Genomic DNA, 22,239 nt, shown 5'->3' with positions numbered 1-22,239 from the left:
TACCTCTTTGGTAACTACTTTTCATCTATCCAATTACCACTAGTAATCAAAGATATCGTCTTGAGCACCCAAGATCATGCTGAAGCCTGCGACAAGATCTCCGTCACTTGTCGCTGCCTGTACGCTGGAACAGCACCTAGCGTGCCTGCAGCAGCCTGGACGATCACTGCCAAGCTAGATATTTTCTGAACGGGAAATTTATTTTTGAAATTATCAAGCAGACTGAATTTTGTATTTCGACCTATGCTTCTTCAATGCCAATTCACAACTATACCCAATAAAACCATAGCTGTGATCCTTGAATAAAGTAACGCCTTCGCGCATATCAAAGTCATTTGGCCTTGGAAAACCATGGACAGCGAAAATTTCTGTCGCATAGACCGCATAGTCACGCATGGTTCTAAAGCTCCAATACTCAAAAGGAAAACAAAAAATTAGCGGAATCAGAAATATGATGCCAAACATCGTAATTAAATGCTCTTTTTTTTCTAACGATACATCGATAGAAAAAAGAAGCATAAGTGAAAGAATTATCCAAACAGCGAATGTCATGTTCCTTGCAAATTTCATGCAACTCCAGAAAAAAGCACGCTCTCCGCAATAAGCATTCAATGGCATCATAAAAAAGCTATCGTCGATGCGCAGCAAACTGTGTACGTACAGCACATCCTCTTTCTGTGTCACCACTAATTTGACGATATCGCCATCCTTGATCTTGTCAGCGTCTCTAAAAACGCCACACACTACTTTTCCGTTGACCATTCCGGCAAAATTGTACATATCTTCGCCATCGTAAAAACTCAGCATGGCGGCATTTGTCAAGGCTCCTGGCATGCCGTTGATCACGGCTGCAACGCCACCAGCCAGATTTTTTTCCACAAAGCTGCTTTCGATTTCATCAAGTAAATTCACATTTGTTGCAGCCATATGGAATTCCGTGAGCTTTCCCTCCACTGTAAAAAAATCCCCTTCGGAAGATGTATTTTCAATATTCTCTTCGGCCATGATTCGCTTCCTAACAATTATGCTTGAACCGCCTTTAATGCCTTATGCAGCTCCATCAATTTTTTCACCAGAATCAAACAGCTATTCGCTAGCTCCCACTTCTTTTCCTCAAGTCGCATATTTATCAGGCAGATGGAATCTTGTGCTTCAACCTGTGTTTTTTCAGAGCCAGCTCACAATTCGTTGCAAAAAATACATTTCCATTATTTTCGAAAAAAGTAATCCCTTTGCGAGCATCAAATACATCTGACTTTGGGAAACCATAAGCGAGGAAAATTTTCTCAGCGCATACAGAATAATCACGTATGCTCTTATATGTCCAGTATTCGAAAGGAAAACAAAACAACGGAGGCATCAACAATATCGCGCCAAATGCTGTAATTAAATTTTCTTTTTTTCCATTGATACCAATAATATATTTCCAATAACCCATCAATTCCGTGCAGAGAGTAACTGAGATCGAACTTCAAAATTAAAAAAAATTATCAGGAAGATTGAATATTATATTTCAACCGGTGTTTCTTCAAAGCCAACTCACAACTATATCCAATAAAGCCATGGCTTTGATTTTTAAATAAAGTAGCACCCATTCGCATATCAAAGTCACTAGGCCTTGGAAAACCATGGGCAGCGAAAATTTCTGTCGCACATATCGAATAATCACGCATGGTTCTGAAGCTCCAATATTCGAAAGGAAACCAAAAAACCAAAGGAGCCAGGAATATAATTCCACATGCCACAATTAAATATTCTTTTTTTTCAACTGATATATCAACATATGAAAAAAAGGCAGCAAAAGCCATAACCCACATAAACAGTATCATATTCCGCGCAAACTTCATGCAACTCCAGAAAAAAGCTCGCTTTCCGCAATAGGTATTCAATGGCATCAGCAACAAACTATCGTCAATACGGAGCAAACTGTGCACGTACAGCACGTCATTTCTCTGTGTCACCACCAATTTGACGATATCGCCATCCTTGATTTTATCAGCGTCTCTAAAAACACCACACACTACTTTTCCGTTGACCATTCCGGCAAAATTGTACATATCTTCGCCATCGTAAAAACTCAGCATGGCGGCATTTGCCAATGCCCCTGGTATGCCGTTGATGAGGGCGGCAACGCCACCTGCCAAATTTTTTTCCGCAAGGCTGCTTTCGATTTCGTCAAGTAAATTCACATTTGTTGCAGCCATATGGAATTCCGTGAGCTTTCCTTCCACTGTAAAAAAATCCCCTTCGGAAGATGTTTTTTCAATATTCTCTTCGGCCATGATGCGCTTCCTAACAGTTATGCTTGAGCCACCTTTAATGCTTTATGTAACTCCATCGATTTTTTCACCAGAATCAAACAACTATTCGCTAGCCCCCTCTTCTTTTCATAAAGTTGCATATTTATCAAGCAGGTGGAATCTTATGCTTCAACCTGTGTTTTTTCAGAGCCAGCTCACAATTCGTCGCAAAAAATCCATTTCCATTATTTTCGAAAAAAGTAATCCCTCTGCGAGCATCAAATACATCTGGCTTTGGGAAACCATAAGCGAGGAAAATTTTCTCAGCGCAAACTGAATAACCACGCATACTCTTATATGTCCAGTATTCGAAAGGAAAACAAAACAACGGAGGTATCAAAAATATTGCGCCAAATGCTGTAATTAAATTTTCTTTCTTTTCCATTGATACATCGATCAATAAAAAAAATCCAGAAAATAAAACAACCCAAACAAATAACGTCATGTTTCTTGCAAATCTCATGCAATTCCATAAAAAAGCGCGTTGTCCGCAATAAGCATTCAGAGGCATCAGTAAGAGGCTATCCTCTATACGAAGAAGGCTGTGTACGTGCAGGACATCACCCCTTCTTGCCACGACCAATTTGACGACATCGCCATCCCTGATCTTGTCCGCATCATCAAAAACACCACAGACTACTTCGCCATTGACCAGCCCGGCAAAAGTATGCATATCTTCGCCATCGTAAAAACTTAGCATGGCTGACGTTGCCAATGTTCCAGGCATGCCATTGATGGCCGCTGCGACGCCACCTGCAAGGTTTTTCTCCTCAATATTTTTTTCTATTTTCCTGAGTAAGTTTATAGTTGCTGCAGCAGTCTGAAACTCTGTGATTTCCCCTTCCAGAATAAAATACCACTCACTTGAAATCTCTTCGAAGCAATTTTTATCACCCATTAAATTTATCTAATTTTTCGTCAATGGGAAGTCAGGCATGATTCAACTTGTATTTATCTCGATGCTTTTGAAGGGCAATTTCACAATTGATCGCGCCAAAACCATAAGCTGCGTCCTTATATAAAATCATGCCACTGCGAATATCCAGATCGTCCGGCAGGGGGAAACCATAGGCGGTGAATATGGCTGATGCATATAGGGAGTAATAGCGCATGGACTTGTAGGTCCAGTATTCAAATGGAAACAGGATCAACACAGGCAGCAGGAGCATGATGCTACTTGCTATCAACGGCTTTACCAGATCATCCATTGAAATGTCGACGCTGTAAAAAAAGCCGGCAAACATGACCAGCCAGGCGAACAAGGTAAACCGCCATGCCACTCTCATGCAGCCTTTGAAAAAAGCCCGTTCTCCACAGTAGACGTTCAAGGGCATCAACAACAGGCTGTCCTCGATGCGCAGCAAGCTGTGCACGTGCAGCACCTCTCCTCGTTCCGACACCACGAGTTTCACGACATCACCATTCTTGAGTTTGTTGGCCTTGTCGAAGACGCCACACACCACCTTACCGTTGACCAGGGCGGCAAAATTAAACATGTCTTCGCCATCGTACAAGCTCAACATGGCGGAGTTGGCCAAGGCGCCATACATGCCATTGGCGGCGGCGGCAAGCCCGCCTGCAAGGTTTTTCCCCGCCAGCTTGGTCTCAATTTCTTTCAATAAATTAACGGTCGTTGCCGATATATGCAGCTCCGTCAATACACCGTCTACACTGAACAAAACTTCGTCAGAAAATCTGTTGTTACTCATTAATCAACTCCAGCTATTTAGGATTGAATTGCCTTGAACGCCTTTTGCAGTTCCAGCAGTTCCTTCTCGACCGTGTCATAAGGTTTTTCACTGAACCACCCCCTGCTCTTTCTGAAGGTGCAGGCTTGAAACCAATTCTCCAAAGCGTCATCCATGATCCACACACGATATCCAACCTCGACCACCGTAACGGCTACGCCGATGAGATTAAAACGTGCAAGTCTGATCAACCACAGGGTACGTTCCAGCCCCAGTCTGGCTGCCAGGGTTGCCGATTCAGCAAAGAAATGCGTCATTCTCAGCGCCAGCACCGAATTACTCATGAGAGTGGAACCGGCCATTCGCCAAAGCAGTGGTGCCGCGTAAGAGAATGCAGCGATCAGGCCCAGGCCAGTATTGAACAGGCCCATAATCGCACGTCCCGTGTAAATCCCAAACAGAATCCAGTTCACACGCTCTTTGTTGTATTCATCAAAAGCAGAAAGCATGTCAAGGCAAGATGCAATCGCACCAGCACTGGCTCCGAGTGTTCCTGCCGTCATTTTCAGCCCACCGCGGATCACATCCGCAGCATCTTTAATACCTACAATATTTTTGTAAGGGCTAATTTCCCTGATTGATTTTGCCACCGCATAGACGAGATCGAATGACATGCTGCTCAGCGAGAGGATAGACGCCGTAATTTCCGCCTTGATGCGTGGGGAATCCGCAAAATGCGGGAGTTTGGTCGTCAAGGAAATACCTTCGATCGACATCAAAACAACACCGATCCGGGCATGACGAAAATTGTTGGTTTCGGGCCGTTTTCCCTTGTCGATATCGTCCAGCGCCAGCTTGATCTTGTTTTTGACTTTTAGCTGTTCATCCTCGATCAGCTTTTCGATGCTCCCTTCCACCTTTGCCGCATCAGCCTGGGCAATTTTGGTCGCTTCCGCGCGCGCCATGCGTGCTGCTTTCCTGTCGATGCCCTGCTCCAGCTTGTTTTTCTCGCTTTCTGTCCTCAGGGTATCGGCATACTTTTTCGCCTTTTCCTTCAGTTCCCCGGCGATCTTGTCCTTCAGCGGATTCATCAACTCTTCGAAGCCAATTTTCTCGGCCAGATCAGCGAGTTTGGAGTAAAGCAATGCACCGACGACGCTGGAAATTGCCTTGTCCAGCCGGCTGCTCTTGCTGGACATGGCCTGGGTCCATTCCGATATCCGTGCGTAGACCATGCCCTCCACGCTACGATGATATTTGGAAAGGCTGTGTATTCTATTGGCCGGGTCCGGCTTGGTTTTGCCGGTATGGATATCGATGATGTTTTTATCTCGCAACCACTCATCCCAGGCGGAATCGATCTTCTTGAAGGAATCGACCAGTCCCTTGCAAGCTTTCAACCAAGGTGCACCTTGCACCTTTGAAATATCACCAGCCGCCTCGACCTGGTCTTTTGCTTCCTGAAAAGCTTTTTTTGCTTCGTCGTACAGCGATTTGAAATTGTAGAAATTTGCGCGCATGTACAAGTTTTTACGCTCCACCGCTTTCACATCCATCCAACTTTTCAGAATGGGCAAATTGTCTTTATGGGCAAACATGCCGAACGTGCACAAGGAATGTTCGAGGGTGAAGCAAAAACCACTGCCCAGGTTCTGCTCGTCGTAGGAGTCGAAAGCATCGACCAGTTCCGCAGAGGTGACCCACTTGAGATGGTTCGCATTTCTCTTTTTCGTTTCCACATCAGCTTTGTTGGACAAGTTCTCCAGCGTTTTCTTGAGCAAATCGATCTCATCGACCGATATCAATGATTCATATTTGCCGGTGAATTTCTCTCGCTCGTTTTGCTCGCTGGTCGCCAAAATATGCTCGCGCCGATTCTCACGCGCTTCTTCATTTTTCCTGATGCGCTCCTCGATAATTTCCGCTTCCTTGACGCGGTTCAGTTTCCGCAGCATCTGCGCATTATCCTGATCGAGATTCGGCAAGCGGATCGCATCGAGGTCGGCAAGGTTTTTCTTGCGGATTTCTACCCCGTATTTGATGGCGGCATCCTTGACGTCCTCGATCGCAACCATGACCTCCAATTTGCGCTGATTGCTGATCTTGTCCTTGTCTTCACGCTTCAGGAAATCTTCCAGCGGTTGCATGGCAGCATTGCGATAATCATTCAATTCCTGCGTAATGCCAATGGGATCGAACACGACAAAAGCGGCGGCTTTGCCAGCCACCATCTTTTCTTCCAATTTTCCAATTCGCCCGCCCGGCGTCGCCGAGGGCATGTTGGACATGCCGCGAAACGCATCGGCAGTCCCCCGGTACAATTGCCCCATGATATTCTTGCCCAGCTGGCTTTTGCTGGCATTTTGGTACTGCCTGGCCAGTATCGATTCCGGCACGTATTTGCCCAGCTCTTCTGGCTTCAGGCTGTGCGGCTGTTCGGTACTGCCTGCCGCCCATTCCTTCGGCAGGAATACCTGCATCTGTCCAGTTCCAACCCTGGCGTCGGCATTGGCCGCATAGGCGTCCAGCCGATCTGTCGTCATGGCAGTCGGCGTAAACAGCAGATAAATTTTTTCGACAAACTCGATCTTGTCGATCGCGATCAGGCTGGCATTGATGCCGCAGGTGGTGCGGTCGCAGGAGAAAGTCACGGCCGCCGAGGGCGGTGTATCGACGGGGAACTTCGACAGAAAGGCGTCGTCGTCGGCAAAATAGCCCTCCCAATACAGCAATCCCGACCGCTTGATCAGCACGTACAGGAAGCCGGAGCGCAGCAGGCGCGGCGCATAGCTGGCGTTTTCCAGTTTGATGTGCTTGACCTTGTCGCCCAGCTTGCCTGGCAGCGCGGGCACGCTGCCGGCCGCCCCCTCGCCCACCACTGCCGCATAGCGCAAGGGCAAGATGAACAAGCCGTTTTTATCGCAGAATTTACAGTCTTTCATCGCTCTTCCTGTTAGGTGTGCGGCACGCGGCCATCCTGCTGGGCATCAGTCCAGGGAATGCAGACGGGCTTTCAATACTATGTCCAGCGGCAAGCCTTGCGTCGCTGCCATCCGCATCAGTTCCCCGAGGGCGGGGTGCAAGGTGAAGGCCTGGCCGTATTCAACGGCGCGCCAGGCATAGGCGATCTGATCGTCAGCCTGCTCCAGGCCCGCACTTGCGCTGTGGACAAGATGGTGGTCGATTTGCGCATCGATGCCAGGCCCGATTGCCGTTTGCCTTGCGCGCAGGATGCGCACCACCAGGTTGATCTGCTCGATGCGCTCCATCGCCTGCATGGTCGGCTCATCGATACGCAGGGGAATGTCTTGTAGCGCCGACTCCGGCTGCGCATGGCCATGCTGGATCAGCTGCCCATCGCGGTCGAGCTGGCACCATTTTTCAACAGGACCGAGCAGATCGGAAAAACTGCTGCCCCCCCCTGGGCCTGCCACGCTAGACGGGGGCAACACTCTTGCCAGATGCGGCATGACGCGCGGGTCAAAATAGCGCAGGTAGACGGCGTCGCCGGACGGATAGCGCACATTCAGGCGCGCCAGCATGGCGCTGCGCAAGCGCTCCAGGGTCGCCTGGCCAAACAGCCAGGCACAGATCCGGGGTACCGCGCCGGCTTCGGCTTGCTGCTCCAGCGCCAGCTTCAGGCTCTGTTCGACCAGCGCGTAGTGCTCGGGCCGGCGGTTTGACAGTTCGAGCAGCATCGGCGCGCGTTGCAAGTCATCCTCGAAGATCGGGTCATCGAGCAGCACGCTGGCCGCGGGCGGCGACAGGGCTTCGATCGCCTCGCGCAGGGGATTGTCGATGAACTGGTCGATCAGGACGACGGTCCTGTCATAGTCGCGGGCCACGTTGTACAGCACTTCATCGGCGCGCACCGCCGATACGGTTGGCGACGGTGAATTATCGTTTGACACTGGCCGCTCCCGCCATCGTGGCATCGAGAAGTTTCAGCGCACAGCCTTTCAATTGTCCCATTGGCAAGGCCAGGGGTACAGGGCTGGCACTGGCCGGCCCCGTGAACTCCTTCATGCCGGCCTTGAATTCCATCTTGCCGGGTCCATGGATTTCGATATTGCCACCCTCGAGCTTGATATAGGCGCCCTGCACTGTCATCAGCACATGCTGCTTGCCGCTGATATTGACGCTTTTGCTGACACTGGCCACGGTCACGGCCTTGTCTGCGGTTAATTTTGTTTCATCGGACTGGCTCTGGCTGCTGACCTTGCCGCTGGCGGCGTGCAGGCGGATGCCGGTTTCCTGGTTGGGTTTATCGGCTTTGCTGGCCTTGCCATAGGTGAACAGGCTGATGCCGGAACTGATCGCATGAAAATGGTTGCCTTGCGCGCCGAAATTGATGTCCTGCCCTGCCGCGATGCTGCTCGTATTGCCGGCGGCGAAAAGCGCATTGAGCGGCGTGGTGGCGGCGATGCCGGCCGGACTGGACAATTGCAACTGGGGCGCCCCGTAGGCCGTTGCCTGGCCGTCGCCTGTGCCCGTCGTGCCCTTGAGCATGTCGATGCTGTTCGCCAATTGTTTCAGTGCAGGCAAGGTATCGGGCGCCGTTTCGGCCTGGCCTTGCCCACCGCCTAACACAGCCTTGTGCTTTTGCGCCGTCTCGGCAAGCGAAGTCAGCAAGGCCAGGCTCTGTTCGATCTGGGCCGTGGCTTCCTTCGTATCCATCTGTGTGCCGCTGGCGTTGGTACGCCCGTCGGTCGACAGCAGCAGCCCCTGCCCCGCACGCAGCGCGGCGCTGTGCTCGGTTTTCAGTTCGGCGCCGAAGCCGGCGGCGGCCAGCCGCTGGTTGTCGGTCTGATGGCGCAAGTGCCCGAGGTTCAGCTCGGCAGTACCCTGGTGCGCGCCGGCATGGCGCTGCAGGGCCACGCGCGGCTGACCCGGACTGTCGTCGAACACGAGCTGGCTGTACGCCGCGCCGCCCTGCTGGCTGGCCTGCATGGCCTGGCTCTTGATGCCGGACAACGCGGCCGGGTGAGCATGCGCGCCCGCCTCACCGGGAAACCAGGCCGGTGCATTGCCGGTGGCGGGCCCGGCGCCATGGGACACGCGATTATTCTGGGCATCGGCCGTGCCCTGGCCGTTGTAGACGGCACCGATCACGAGCGGCCGGTCGATATTGCCTTCCAGGAAATCAATCAATACTTCCTGGCCGATGCGCGGCAAGGCATGGCCACCCCAGTTGGCGCCCGCCACCGGCGCTATGGTGGAGGCCACGCGCACCCAGGTGCCGGCACTGTCATCGCCAGGCGCACCAGTATGCTTGCCGCCTTGCGGATGGTCGAGGCGGCTGTGGCTCGTGACGCCGCGCTGCCAGTGAAATTGCACCTTGATGCGGTGGTCGCGGTCGGTGTAAATCGCGGCGCCGGCCGGGCCCACCACGACGGCCGTCTGCTGGCCATGCACGGTCGGGCGCGGATGCAGCAGCCGGCCATGCTGGTCCTTGCCGCTGGCGCGATAAGGAATGTTGCTGCGGATGGCATCGATGCGGTTGCGGTACAGGGGCCGCTCGGCAATGGCGCCCAGCAGCGCGGGCATGCGGTGCAGGCTGCCCGCTTGCTCCTTGCGGATGGCCGCATCGAGCAAGCCCGTCTTGAGCGTTTGCACAACAGACGATTGCAGATCCGCGCTCAGGTTGTTGTGCATCAGGTGCACCGTGCGCACGACCAGGAAGTTGCGTGCGTCGTCGCTACCCTGGTCGAACACCGGCTGTCCCTGCAAGCTGAACGTGGTGCCCGGCGACAAGGTACGCACGGTACCGGCCGCCACATGGACTTCCTTGCCCGCTTCAAGCGCCTGCAACTGGTTGCGCGCGATACGCTGGCCCTGCTCACGCGAGGCGTAGGCATAGGCCCCGGGCGCGTCGCGGCTGAGCAGCTCCACCTGCTGCGCCTCACCCGTCGCGCTGGCGACACGCTGGTCGAGCGAGCGGTAATCCCAGCTGCCGATGGCGATGGCATTGGTCTGCTGGCGCAATTCGGTGCGCCAGCGGTCGATGCTGTCGACCTTCATCACGGCACCCGGCTGCGTGAAATCGATGCTGCTCTGGGCATTCGGCTTGAACGCGCCGTTATGGTCCGCGATCACCAGGCAGTGGCTGCCCAGGCTGGGGCTGCCCGGATCGCCGCTATGCTCATAGTAATAAAACAGGCCTTCCTCGTGCATCAGGCGCTGCGCGTAGGCCCAGTCGCTTTCCTGGTATTGGGTGCTCAGGCTGCGTTTCGGGTATGCCGCTCGGTCGAGAATATCGAAACGCCAGGCCGGCGCCAGCTTGCCTTGCGCCTGATAAGCGGCAAACAGCGCGTCGAGGATGTCGAATACCGTCATGTCCTGGAACACGCGGCTGTCGCGGCCGTGGGCAAGAAACGTGCTCCACGGTTCCAGTGTCAACTGATAGCGCGCCATGCCGCCATTCGCGCCAACCAGCTCAACGGCGGTGATGTGGCCGTGGAACGGGCGCAGCGCGTCGGCGCTGGTCGCGGTCAGCAATTGCAGCAGGGCCGGCTGGCCGATCAGGGTACGCAAGGAAATGGCGGCGTCCGTCGACAGGGCCGCGATCTGGAACACGAAGCCCGTGCTCAAGCCCTCCTCGCCGCGCACGCATTCGGCCAGCAGGCGGTCAGCGCCGAGGGGCGTGGTCAGCTGTAACAATCTGCTGGCTTGCGTGAAACTGGCGGGCAAGGACATGGACATCCGGAACTCCATCACGCGGCTTACCGCATAAAATTAGTAAATAAGCACTTTTATCAAAGCCATTACACCCTAGAAATTTCGTTATAGCAAGAGTGTTTCGATTGAAATCCGGACTGCGGCAATCATTGCGAGCCGTTAAGACCGCGCAGCTCCGGCATGGCCGGTTCCGTGGGCCGCAAATGTGTACTCTTCAACAAGGTTTCCAGGCGCGTGTAGCTGGTCTTGAACGGCGGCGGATTCTGCTTCAGTTCCGGCGCCTGCTCCATGCTGCGGCTGTTAAGTTCGATCAGGATGTAGGGCAGCACTGCCGTACCCAGCCATCCCGCGTAACCGGTAAATACCGTATAGGTTTCAAACGGCATGCTGCCGGGCCGGCTCACTTTCAGCGCCACGCCGCCCTGCTGCGCCGTCAGCGCGCCGATGCGGGCGCTACGGGGCGCGATGCGTTCGACAATGAAAGGCTGGGCTTCCTGCTCGCCACGGCTGCCGAACTTGCCGATGCCGCCGGTGGCGGCCGCCTGGGCCAGCGGCACTTTCAAGGCGCGCGGATCGACATTGCCGGTGCTGATCGTGTACAACACGCCGGGCGCGTCGGGCCAGCGCAAGGACTGCTTGATGGCGCTGACCGTCTTGCCATCGTCAGCGATAAAGCCATGCGGAATGCACAGGCCCAAGTCTTTCGGCACTTCGTTGGCGGCGCGCGGGCGGAAGCTTTTCAGGAAGCGGATGAACTGCTGGCCATGCGCTGCCTCGCTATCCTTGTCGCGTATTTCTTGCGTGGATTCAAACACGTAGACATAATCGCCGCGCTTCAGGTGGCTGCGATAGATGGAGTAGCGCATGGGGTTGACCGTTCCCGACCCTTCGCTGTTGCGGTAGCCTTCACTGCCGGGCAGGCCGGAATCAAATGCCTGATAGTTACTTTGCAGTTCCTTGATCTGCGCCTGCCTGCCGGTAACCGACTTTTGCGCCAGATAGCTCGCCTGACGGGTCCTGGCGTTGGCGGGCTGGCCTTTCAATTGGGCCAGTTCCGCCTCATCGTCCTTGAGCAGCGCCTGCAGCCTGTCGATCCTCGCTTGCGGCATGGCTTCCCGCAAGGCGGCCAGGTCTTCCTTGCCTAGCGGCCCCAGCACGCCGATGCGGACATTTCCAACCTGTATCTCATCACCTTGGTGAAATACTTCCTCGCTGAAAGAGCGGTAAAAGATACCCGTGTCGGAAGCGTCCTTGTAGCGGGTCGGCCATTGCACCGGCGCATGCACGTCGAACACCAGCCGCCCCAGGCATTCGCGCGCCGTGCCGGCCGGCGTCACGTAACCGGATGCGGTCGCTTGCATCAGTTCCTGCGCCGTCGGCTTGCGCGACGGCGCCGCCGGATCGGCCTGCTCAGCGCCCATGCCGTCGCCATGCGCGCCTGCAAACAGCAGGAGAGCGGCGAGATGGCGTACGGCACTACGCGGAAAACGAACTATCATCATGGGTAGCAATCAAAAAATACACTATTCTTCAGGCCGCGCTTTCGCTCTGGCCGGTTGGCGGGCGTTTGCCTGATTCAACGTGGGCGTAGGTTTCTTGCGGCAATGGATGGTCGACATCGTGCAGCCGTTTCTTCTCCTGATGGGCCAGCAGGGTCAGATTCATGCCAGATATATTGTTTTCGCCTGCCGTCCAGGTAACCGGCAAGGCCACGATAAAACCCTGCACGCCAACGGGCGCCGATTCGGGCGCGCGCGTTTGCGCCTCCCAGGAATGCGATTTGTCGCGCAAGATATCGGCATCGCGCCAAAAGCGCTCGTGGAACGGCATGTGGTGCTCCAGACTGCGCGTCCTGGCATTCCAGGTGGGCCAGATCGAGCTGGGCTTGCCGCTTGGCCGCGCCAGGAAAGCGAAGGCCTTGGCATACGCTTCCGCATTGGCAAGCGCCACTTTTTGAATCGCCTCCCAAGTGTCCGGGGCCGCCGGACGCAACAGGTGCTTGATCAGGTCCTTGGCCGGGGTGGCGCCATCGGTCAGGCCGAACAGTTTTTTCCACAGGCGCACCCGCAAGTCATGCACGTTGACGCTGACCTTGTCGCTATCGACACCATCAAGCTCGACATCGGTCTGGTTGTCATCCCTGACGACGACCGCCAGTTCCGAATCGCGCCCGCCAAGCTGGCTGCGGTCGTTGATATTGGCGCTGCCCAGGATTGCCACCCGGTCGTCGGCGATCAGCAATTTGGAGTGCACATAAATCTGCTCCGTCACGTGACGCTTGTCCAGGGTTTCCCAGGAACGCAGGTTGAGCAAGGTCAGGTAGCTGGTCCACTTGTCACCGGCCAGTTCGGCCAGCCGGTCCGGCGCGTAGCCGGCAACGGTTTTCCTGGCCTCTTCCGCTCCGAGTTTTTTGCTCTTGCGCAAATCCCGCACGAGGATGGCACGCCGGATCCGGTTGACCAGGCTATCCTTTCCAAACACCAGCGACTGCATCGTCAAATGCAGCTGCGTCATGATATTGAGGGTGTCGAGCGTGCCTTCAGGGTGTACCGGCAGCACCATGTAGACATGGAAGGGCAAGCCATCGTTGATGGCGCGCTCGATGCGCTGCGACAATGCCAAGCCGATCGGATTGAGGATGCCCGACTCTTCCTTGCCCATCATGCGCGTCGAGGTGATATCGGCATAGTTGCTCATCACATTGAACAGATCGGCCATGAAATCGCTGCCGCCACCGGTAATGTCGGCCCTGACATCGTCGATCTGCGACCAGATCAGCTTGTCGATCATCTCCGCCGGCGGCACGCCGTACACGCCGAGCTGCCGCGCGTACTTTTCATAGGCCGGCGACTTGCTGATATCGAGCAGCGCCGCCATGGGACCGGACAGCGGCCTGGTCTTGCTCGCATCGTCGCCATATTCCGACTGGAAAAACTGGCCCTCGATATAGATGAATTTCTGCGCCCCATTAATCGCCGTCAACATCGCCTTGAGGCAATTGTTCTGAGGCCACTCCGGCCTGGCCTCAGGTTTCCTACCGCGCGCATGCGCCGCCCGCTCGTCATTAAGCAGCTTCATCGGCGCGCTACGCAACACTTGCACCCAGGCGTCGCCCGGCTGCGCATGCGTATTCGGCGGCGGCGCGGCGGCGATGCGCTGCAAGATCAATCTGGGCGTGCCGGACATGCCCAGTGCCTGGAACATCTTGATCAGCGCAGGCGGCATGCTGGCCTGGTACGATTTTTCATAGCGCTGGGCAATGCCATTCCAGCGCTCGATGAAGTTGCGGCTCAAGTCGCTCACCGACGGCCCGACGATGGCCGCATGCACGTCGTGCCATGGCATGCGCGGCTGCGTGGCGGCGAAGGTCTTGGCCCCGGTCGGCATGATCTTGCGCAGTTTTTTCAGGTTTTCATAGCGCGTGGGACGCGCGTCGGCCAAGGTCGACAGATAAGTGAGGACGCCGATCACGAAGGTCTCGAGCAGCTTGACCGTGCCGCTGCGCAATTCAGGCGGCAGCTTGTTCAGCGAGCCGGCGTTCAACCACGACATCAGCGCCGTGCCGCCGTCGATCACATGCGCGCTGCCCGTGGTGCGCACGCCATCGACCTTGTCGCGCAAACCTTTGTCGAGCTGGCCGTAAGCCCAGCGCGATATATCCTGCGCGACATCAATCGGTATGTCCTGCAGCTTGCCGATAAAGTCGGGCATCAGGTCAATCGCCTGCCATTTGGCGGACATATTCTTCGATATCCGCACGATGCCATCCTTGGCATCCTGTACCACGTCAAGCACGACGGCGACCGGCGTGGCCATGGCCGAGGTGGCGAACGTGGCCACGCCACCGACTTTTCCGCCGATGCAGCCGGCCAGCAGTTCGGCGCGCGTCAGGTAGGCCGTTTGCGCTTCATTATTCATGGACTCGATGGCCGGGATGCAGGTGTTATACACCTCGTTGCCCTTGCGCGTGCCATGGCTGAGGGCAAACTTGCCGTTGTCGCGGCGGCCATAGGCAAGGTCGATGCCGCCGACAAACGCGCGCTCATCGTCGATCACCACCAGTTTCTGGTGATGGGAAAAGCCGATGCCCAGCATGCCTTCCATGTCGCTCTGGGCGATCGCCGGCAAGGCGAACGCCTTGGCGGGGCCGTCGACGCCGGCATTGAGCTGGAAGATCGCCAGCACGGTTTCGAAGTCGCCCGTGTCGACGCCGACCTTGGGCGAAAGCCACGGCATCACGTACACTTTCGGCGCGGCGGGGCTGGCGATGGCCGTTTCCAGGCATTCGAACAAGGTCTTGGTCGTCGTCAGTTCGACATCGAAATTGACTTGCCAACCGGTGATGAAAATCGATTTTTTTGCCCCTTCGATGGCCTTGGCCACGGCCGTGAAATACTCTTCGCCGGTGACATAGAACTCGACGCGGTTGCCCTTTTGCTGTTCGGAAAAGATGCTGCCCCACTTATGCTTGGGGAAATTCGGCAGTTCCTCGCCATCGTGCACGAAACAGCCGGGCGCCGACGTGGCCGGCGCGCTCGGCGTACCGTCCTCGGCCGTCAGTTGGGAGATATTTTTATTTGTCATGACACATGTCGCGGTCTGTTGCCGACGTGGCGTAGCGGGAAAGAAAGCGTCACCATCAGACTTTCACCTTCGGCAGGATATTTTTCAGGGTCAGCGAAGCCAGCGCTTCTTTCGCATAGCGCGCCTGCGGTGCCGCCGCCGCCTCGAAGATGGTGCCGTAGCGTCCGGCGCTGAAGTCCGCCGCCTGCATCGCATGGAACAGCTTTTCCTTGTCGCTCCAGTCGGGCGATTCGGTTTCCACGTTGAGCCGCACGCTGTGGCCCGGATACACGATCCATGTATGGTCCGGATTGCTCGCATAGACGGCGGCAAGTTTTTCTTCCTCTGCATCGCTGAGCTTGATATTCCCCGATGCATCGGTCTTGCCCTGCGCCACCAGCTTGTCGTCGTCGATGAAATCCATGCCGTCGGGTTGCGCGCCATGGGCGATCTTCCACGGCGTGTGCGCCAGTGCATGGCCTTTCAGCCCCGGCGTATCGGCCAGGCGCAGCAAGAATTTCAAGGGCCGCAGCGCCAGCTCGGAGCGCGGCAGGCGCTGCAGCGGATAGCCGAGTCCTGCCGGCCCCAGAAAACTCTTCTTGCCCGCAAACACGGTGATCTTGCCCGGGCACTGGATCGTGATGTTGCCGCCCTCGATCGTGATGTTGGCGCCGCCCGCCGTCGACAGGCGGATGCTTTTCGCCGCCGCCCAGTCGACGTGCGCGTTGGCGCTGGCGACATTGACCTCTTCGCGCGCCTGGACCTTGATCTCGTCGGACTGGGCCTGCACCTCGATGGGCTGGCTGGCCGCCACCAGCTGGACGCCCAGCTCGCCCTCGCCCGGTTTGACGACACCGCCCAGCATGCCGATCGCCTGGCCCGTGTGCAGTCGCCATTGACCGCCGCTGGCGAACTGCGTATCGAGCCCGCTCATCAGTGTTGCCGTTTCGCCATTCGACAATTGCATATCCTGGCCGGCCACCACGCCCAGGCCAGCCTTGGCCGCCACCGCGATGATGGCGTCGCTGCTGTGCGGCAGCTTGTCGTCGGCTGGCGCCGTGGGCTTGCCGGCCGCGTCGCTCCTGGCGGCGTCCACGCTGTCGCGGCTCAGCATGCCCGAGGCACTGGTCAAGAATGCCGGCAACGGCGCGGCCTTGGCATCGAGCGCACTGCTGCCGGGCGCCGTCGCCCCCAAGTGCGCCGCATAGGCCACCCCCTGATGCGTGACGGCCGCCTCGCTGAAAGTCTCGCCCAGCTTGGCCGCCTGCTTGAGCAGCGCCATGCCGGGCGCATTGTCGCCGGCCGGGTCGCGCGCCCGCGCGACGTGGTTGACGAGGTAGCTGGAAATCAGGAGCCCGGCGCCCGCCCGCACCGCGCCATACGCATCGGTGCGCAGCTCGGCGCCGGCGCCGCGCAGGCTGCCCCGGTAATTGTCGGCCGCGTGGATCAGGTGGCCAAGAGTGAGTTCGCTGGCCGCATGGCTGCTTTTCAGCTGTACCCGGCCCTGGCTGTCGGTGTCGTCGAACAGCAGCTGGTTGTAGCCGGCCAGGCCGCCCGCCTTGCCGAATTCCTTGCTGCGGATGCCCCATTGCGCGCTGGCATTGCGGTGCGCCGCACTGGCTCCGGCGGCGCCATGCCACAGGGGACTGTTGCCGCCCGCCACATTGCCCTGGCCCGCTACCGCGTGATCGTGTGCCGGCTGGAACACGCCGGCGTCGCCCGACTCGCCGCCAACACCGCCCGGGGTCGGCTTGGTACCGCCCTCGCCCTGGCCGTTGTACAGCGCGCCGACGATGACGGGACGGTCGATATCGTTTTCCAGGAATTGCACCAGCACTTCCTGGCCGATGCGCGGCAGGAACTGGCTGCCCATGCCGCCGCCAGCCGCGCGCTGCGCCACCCGCACCCAGCAGGTCGCGCCTGTTTCCTGTTGCCAGTGAAAGCGGATGCGCACCCGGCCCAGCCTGTCGCAATAAATCTCATCGGCGCCGCTGGCCGCGTCCTGGCCATCGGCGCCCACGACGATGGCGCTCTGGCTGCCGCAGGCGGTCGGTTTCGGATGCTGGCGCAATCCGTTTTCACCGAGCACCGGGCGCCACGGCGTGGCGGCGGGAATCGCTTCCAGATGATTGGCATAGCCGCTGGCCACCGCTTGGGCGATCACCTGCTCGAAGTGTTCGATGTGGCGCGGTCCGAGGTTCAGCGTGCCCAGGCTTTCCTGCAGCAGTTCCGGAATCGGGCCGAACAATTCAGCCAAACCTTGCCTGGCCGGTGCCGGCAAGTTGTTGACGCCCACGCTGCAGACGCGCAGCACCGTATAAGCCGGGGCCGGCGCATCGCCGCCCGCCCCCTGCAGCGGCCCCTGTGTCAGCCTGAACCGCGTACCGGCGCGCAAGGTGCGCACCGTCGAGCGCGCAACGCAACGTTCGCTGCGCGCTTCGAGCGCCTGCATCCGCAACAGCGCGTAGCGGCTGGCCTGGGCAGCGTCGGCATAGTAATACTGGCCAGGCGTATCGTAGCTTTCCAGCAATGGCGCATGCTGGCCGCCCACCGCCGTCCGGGTCGGCACGCCGGCCGCGACCGCCTGCTTGGCCTTGTAGTCATAACTGAGCACGGTCGCCAGCGCCGTGTTCAGCGAACGCGCCGTGCTGAACGCCTGCAGCGTATCGCCCTGCTCGCCGGCGCGCGCGCCATGAAAGCGGATGCCGCCGCCGGCCGCGCTGGAAGCATCTTCCGGCACCGCGCTGTCGGCGCTGCTGTCGGCAAACAGCACCAGGCAATGGCCGCCTTCCTGCTCCTCGAAGCGCCATGCCAGTCCTTCTTCGGTCAGCAGGCGGCCGACGAAATCGAGGTCCGATTCGCGGTACTGGCAGCAATAGCTGCGCACCGAGGCGCCATCCATGAACGGACGCGTGTCATCGCTCCAGCGCCACCTCGCCGCGGGAGCATAGGACTGGAATACGGACTCGACGATCTCGATCACGCTCTTGTCTTGCCAGACTCTGCTGTTACGCACCTGGCCCAACCGCCACAGCCACGGTGTCAGGCGCAGCCTGTAGCGCGCCAGGCCGCCGAAGCTGCCCAGCATGGCCGCCTCGCTGACATGGCCGCTGAAGCTGGCGCGGCTGCCATCAAACAGGCTCACTTGCAGCGTGGCCAGCTTGCCCAGCATAGGCGCCAGCGCCAGCTGGGCGCTGGTCGACAGCACGATGACATCGCGCGCGCCTTGTGTCTGCAATTGTTCGTCACCGGCGAACGCTTCCACCAGCAAGGGGCCCGCATCCTGCGCGCCGTCGCCTTCCAGCGTGATCTCGTACAAGCGCATGATGCTGGAGAACGCGCCCAACGCGGCATCCACCTGCTCCAGCTGCGCTGCGCTCATCGCGCGCCTTTCGCCGCAGCCCTGGCCGCCTTGCATAACGGCTTGTCGGTGCGGCCGGCGCAGGTCCTCTGCCGGCAGCTATCGGCGGCCGCCGGTTTCAATTTGCTGCATTGCTGTAACTGGACTTGCAGGCTGGACGGCGCTTTTTTGGGCGGCGTGCCAGCCTGGGCATGCGATACGAGCGCGGCCAGAAGCGCCAGGTCGTTTTCCTGTTCCGGCGTGACGGCGGGCTTGGCCGGAGCAGCGGGCTTGAGCGGTTTGGCTGGCGGTTTTTTCTGCGGCGCGCGCGCCGGCTTGGACGCGCTCTTCTGCGGGCTTTCCAGCGCCTTGCTCAGCACATCCCTGGGGCCGGGCACGGACGCCGGCGCTGGGACTGGCAAGTCGGCGCCCAGCATTTCGCTCAAGCTCTGCCGTGGCAGCGCCTGCTGTTCCTCCTCCCGGATGCTGGCAGCGGCGGTGACGGGCGCGGCGGCCACGGCCGGTGTTTCCGGCGCTGGTGCCGTACTGCTCAACGCGGGTTCGGCCACCGCCGCCGCCTCGTGTTGCCCCAGCCAGGCGCCGGTGGCCAGCAGCAACAAAGCGCCGGCCAGCATGCCGCCCCAGATGGGCCACCGGCTGGCGCGCCTGCCTTCATGCGGCACGGGCGCAGGCCGCCTGCCACCTTCGAGATGGTTGAGGATACGGCTGCGGTCGGCCTCGGCCTGTTGCGCTGGCGTCAATAAGCTGGGCCGTGTCGATGGCCGTGGGCTGTCGTCATTGCTTTGCAAAATCTTAACTCCTGTCAATATTTGCAATACCTTACGACAATAAAAAAAAGCGTGACGCATGTTAGGAAATCAACAGTGCGCACCCGGCGCACAATTGAAACTAAGCGCCCGTAATTAGCAAGTTAGTAAGATATACTCACAGGCAATATTAGCGCAAACGCTGGCGCAGCCGCATTCCACTGCCCATGCATGGCGCCTTTTTCAAGCGGGGTGGACGTGTTTCTACTGGCGGTGGCACTCTATTTTTTACTGGCATGCCTGATCAGCTGGCTCGTGCTGTTTCCATCGGGCCGCGAACTGCTGCTGCGGGCGCTGGCGACGGCCGAACAAGGCATCGGGGCACGGCTCGATCGGCTTGCCCGGCGCAGGAACGCCGGCCTGGACACGCTGCGCCGTGGTGGCGCCAGCACCTTGCTCGGCAGCGCGGCGTTCGTGCGCCGCCATTACCTGCTGTTCCTGGGCGGTGCGGCGGTGATGTGTCTGCCACCGGCGATCGCCTTGCTGGCAGGCAGCAAGAGTGTATTGGGCGGCTACGAAGTGTCGACGCGCGAAATGAATACGCAAGTATCTGCCCTGCTGCAAGGCGAACAGCTGGTACCGCCGGTGGATCTGCCGCCGCTGGTGTTCGCCACCGAGGAAGTACAGCAAGTGCGGCCGATGCTGGTATCGGCCAGCCGCAACTGGACGCTGCTCAATGCCGAGTACGCACAAAGGCTGCTGCTGGTGTTCAAGATCATGAAGGAAAAACATGGCTACGACATGGCCATCCTGGAAGGTTACCGCAGTCCGGAACGGCAAAACATGCTGGCCGGCATGGGCAGCAATGTCACCAATGCGGCCGCGTTCCAGAGCTGGCATCAGTATGGCCTGGCGGCCGATTGCGCCTTTTTGCGCGACGGCAAGCTGGTGATCTCGGAAAAAGATCCATGGGCCATGCGCGGCTATCAGCTGTATGGCGAAGTGGCCGAATCGGTCGGCATGACCTGGGGCGGCCGCTGGAAAATGATGGATTTCGGCCACACGGAACTGCGCGTGCCTGGTGTGATGAAAAAACAACGATGACTTAAGGAGCACATATGGCTGGTCCTGTAATCAGATTGGGTGACAAGACATCGCATGGCGGCAGCGTGCTGGAGGCCTCGGCGGTGACGGACAGCGGCGGCATCGGCATCGCGCGCGTGGGCGACAAGGTCTCGTGTCCACGGCCAGGCCATGGCACCTGCCCCATCGTCAGCGGCGACGCCAGCTGGATCGTCGATGGCAAGCCGGTGGCCCGCCAGGGCGACAAGACCAGCTGTGGCGCGGTGCTGATCGCCAGCCAGCAAGCCACCACGGATCAGCTATGACGTCCGGCCGCCACTGCAAGGGAGCGCGCTGATGCGCGCGTGGCTGCGGCGCAGCCTGCTGATATTGGCCGTGTTCGCCTTGTGCTGGGGCGGCGCGATCTGGTACTGGCGCACCAGCACGCGCATGCCGTCGACGGGCGACCTGGCCGGTAGCATGCTGGCGTTGCCGCTGGCGCTGCTTATCAGTTGGTGGCTGGGCAAGAAACTGCTGGCCAGGCTGACGGCGCCGGCGGCGGCATCTCCCGCGCTGGCTGACGCCGCCGGGGCCGACGCCGGGGCGCCCGGCAATGAACCTGCGCCGCGCGCGCCGCTGCACCTGACCGCCGCCGCGCTGCGCATGCCGGGCGGCGCCTCGGCGCCGGAACTGGCGGCCGCGCTGCAAGACAAGCAGCAGCGCCCCGAACTCGACCCGGAACTGACCGACGCGCAAGGCTACCCGGTGATGAGCGCCCGCGTGGCCGACGTCGATGAACATGAGCAGAAGGCACTGCTGGACGACTGGCTGCGGACCCGTCCAGCCGATACGGCGCAGGGTGCAACAGCGCATTTCGATGCCGAACACTTGCGCGCACTGGCGCTGGGCGCCGGCGTATTGACCGAACTGATGCAGGAAGCGGCGATGCACACGGAACTCGACGACTACAAGGCGGCGCAACCGCGATCGCGCGCCGCGCTGGCGCTGCCGACCCTGCAACTGCATCTGCTGTTACCACCCGATTGGGAGCAGCCGCAGCGCGACACAGGCGCCGCCTGGCTGCAAGCACAGGCGGAACAGCAAGGCTGGCCTGCCGACAAGCTCGGCGTGCACTTGGCCGGCGACAGCGGGCCGCTGGCGCTGATCGAACAGCTGGCCGCGCAGGCTGCCTTGCAAGAGTTGCCTTGCCTGGCCATCGTGCTGGCCTGCGGTTCGCATATCGGCGAGCTGACCGTGCATGACTGGACCTCGCGCGGCCTGCTGTTCAATGCGGGCCAGCCGGGCGGGCAAATTCCCGGCGAAGGCGCGGCCGGCCTCTTGCTGGCCGACGCGGCCCAGGCGGCGGCGCTGCAGGTGGACACGCCGGTACTGCTGCACCATACCAGCATGGCCGTACGTGGCCAGTCGGCGGACAGCCGCGGCCACGGCGATGCCACCTTGCTGACCGAGCTGGGCGGCAAGGCGATGTCGGCGGCGTCTGTCGCCCCGGCCGCGATTACGCGGCTATACGCCGATGCCGACCAGCGCTCGAGCCGCATGATCGAACTGATGAACAATGCCGGCACGCTGCTGCCCGATATCGATCTCAGCAACGACGTACTGAGCGTGGCGGCGGCCTGCGGCCAAAGTGGCCAGGTGGCCACCTTGGCGGCGCTGGTGCTGGCGCGGCACGAGGCGGCCGACAATGCCAGCCAGGTGCTATGCCTGAGCAACCTCGACGCTTTCCGCCGGGCCGCCGTGGTGGTGGGGGCGCCTACCCTTGCCCCTGAAGCCCTCGCAGCGACATGACCCCTCCCTCCACCATGCCTATCAACCTCTCG

Annotated in this window: 15 protein-coding genes; 3 read left to right on the top strand and 12 right to left on the bottom strand. The window is 58.8% G+C overall.

Annotation, left to right across the window (positions count from 1 at the left end):
* Positions 1-213: 213 nt before the first annotated feature.
* The 12 genes from AC4BCN_RS13665 to AC4BCN_RS13610 form a co-directional block, all read right to left on the bottom strand.
* A complete protein-coding gene (locus AC4BCN_RS13665; protein ID WP_338682129.1) occupies positions 214-1,005 on the bottom strand; it encodes a hypothetical protein in 792 nt (263 codons plus the stop codon).
* 124 nt (positions 1,006-1,129) lie between these two features.
* Positions 1,130-1,438: a hypothetical protein gene (locus AC4BCN_RS13660; protein ID WP_338682127.1), complete on the bottom strand. Its 309-nt coding sequence runs from the start codon at positions 1,436-1,438 to the stop codon at positions 1,130-1,132.
* Between the two features lie 52 nt (positions 1,439-1,490).
* Positions 1,491-2,282, bottom strand: coding sequence for a hypothetical protein (locus AC4BCN_RS13655; RefSeq protein ID WP_338682126.1), 792 nt, complete (start codon positions 2,280-2,282; stop codon positions 1,491-1,493).
* 124 nt (positions 2,283-2,406) lie between these two features.
* Positions 2,407-3,198, bottom strand: a complete 792-nt coding sequence (locus AC4BCN_RS13650) for a hypothetical protein (protein ID WP_338682125.1) — start codon at positions 3,196-3,198, stop codon at positions 2,407-2,409.
* 31 nt (positions 3,199-3,229) lie between these two features.
* On the bottom strand, positions 3,230-4,009 hold the full coding sequence (locus AC4BCN_RS13645; protein WP_338682123.1) for a hypothetical protein: 780 nt from the start codon (positions 4,007-4,009) through the stop codon (positions 3,230-3,232).
* 17 nt (positions 4,010-4,026) lie between these two features.
* On the bottom strand, positions 4,027-6,930 hold the full coding sequence (locus AC4BCN_RS13640) for a T6SS effector BTH_I2691 family protein (protein ID WP_072453878.1): 2,904 nt from the start codon (positions 6,928-6,930) through the stop codon (positions 4,027-4,029).
* 45 nt (positions 6,931-6,975) lie between these two features.
* Positions 6,976-7,899, bottom strand: coding sequence for a DUF4123 domain-containing protein (locus AC4BCN_RS13635; protein ID WP_338682120.1), 924 nt, complete (start codon positions 7,897-7,899; stop codon positions 6,976-6,978).
* The gene (locus AC4BCN_RS13630) at positions 7,886-10,690 is read right to left on the bottom strand and encodes a type VI secretion system Vgr family protein (RefSeq protein WP_338682119.1); all 2,805 of its coding nucleotides are present in this window, start codon (positions 10,688-10,690) and stop codon (positions 7,886-7,888) included. The genes AC4BCN_RS13635 and AC4BCN_RS13630 overlap by 14 nt, the downstream gene beginning before the upstream one ends.
* A 122-nt stretch (positions 10,691-10,812) precedes the next feature.
* Positions 10,813-12,168, bottom strand: coding sequence for a T6SS immunity protein Tli4 family protein (locus AC4BCN_RS13625; RefSeq protein WP_338682117.1), 1,356 nt, complete (start codon positions 12,166-12,168; stop codon positions 10,813-10,815).
* A 28-nt stretch (positions 12,169-12,196) separates the two neighbouring features.
* Positions 12,197-15,250 carry a phospholipase gene (locus AC4BCN_RS13620; protein WP_338682116.1) on the bottom strand — a complete coding sequence of 1,018 codons (3,054 nt, stop codon included), beginning with the start codon at positions 15,248-15,250 and terminating at the stop codon, positions 12,197-12,199.
* A gap of 55 nt (positions 15,251-15,305) precedes the next feature.
* Positions 15,306-18,611, bottom strand: a complete 3,306-nt coding sequence (locus AC4BCN_RS13615) for a type VI secretion system Vgr family protein (protein WP_338682115.1) — start codon at positions 18,609-18,611, stop codon at positions 15,306-15,308.
* Positions 18,608-19,378: a hypothetical protein gene (locus tag AC4BCN_RS13610; protein WP_338682113.1), complete on the bottom strand. Its 771-nt coding sequence runs from the start codon at positions 19,376-19,378 to the stop codon at positions 18,608-18,610. The genes AC4BCN_RS13615 and AC4BCN_RS13610 overlap by 4 nt, the downstream gene beginning before the upstream one ends.
* A 216-nt stretch (positions 19,379-19,594) precedes the next feature.
* On the opposite strand from AC4BCN_RS13610, the gene AC4BCN_RS13605 reads away from it, so the two are divergent.
* From AC4BCN_RS13605 to AC4BCN_RS13595, 3 genes are read left to right on the top strand one after another with little or no spacing between them, the layout of a single operon-like run.
* Positions 19,595-20,440: a M15 family metallopeptidase gene (locus AC4BCN_RS13605; RefSeq protein ID WP_072454193.1), complete on the top strand. Its 846-nt coding sequence runs from the start codon at positions 19,595-19,597 to the stop codon at positions 20,438-20,440.
* A gap of 14 nt (positions 20,441-20,454) precedes the next feature.
* Complete coding sequence (locus AC4BCN_RS13600) at positions 20,455-20,724, top strand: PAAR domain-containing protein (RefSeq protein ID WP_034754859.1); 270 nt, start codon at positions 20,455-20,457, stop codon at positions 20,722-20,724.
* Between the two features lie 31 nt (positions 20,725-20,755).
* Positions 20,756-22,207, top strand: a complete 1,452-nt coding sequence (locus AC4BCN_RS13595) for a hypothetical protein (protein WP_338682109.1) — start codon at positions 20,756-20,758, stop codon at positions 22,205-22,207.
* Positions 22,208-22,239: the final 32 nt, after the last annotated feature.

The organism is Janthinobacterium sp. Bl 1 (assembly GCF_058215535.1).
This window is presented reverse-complemented; position numbering and strand designations above follow the sequence as displayed.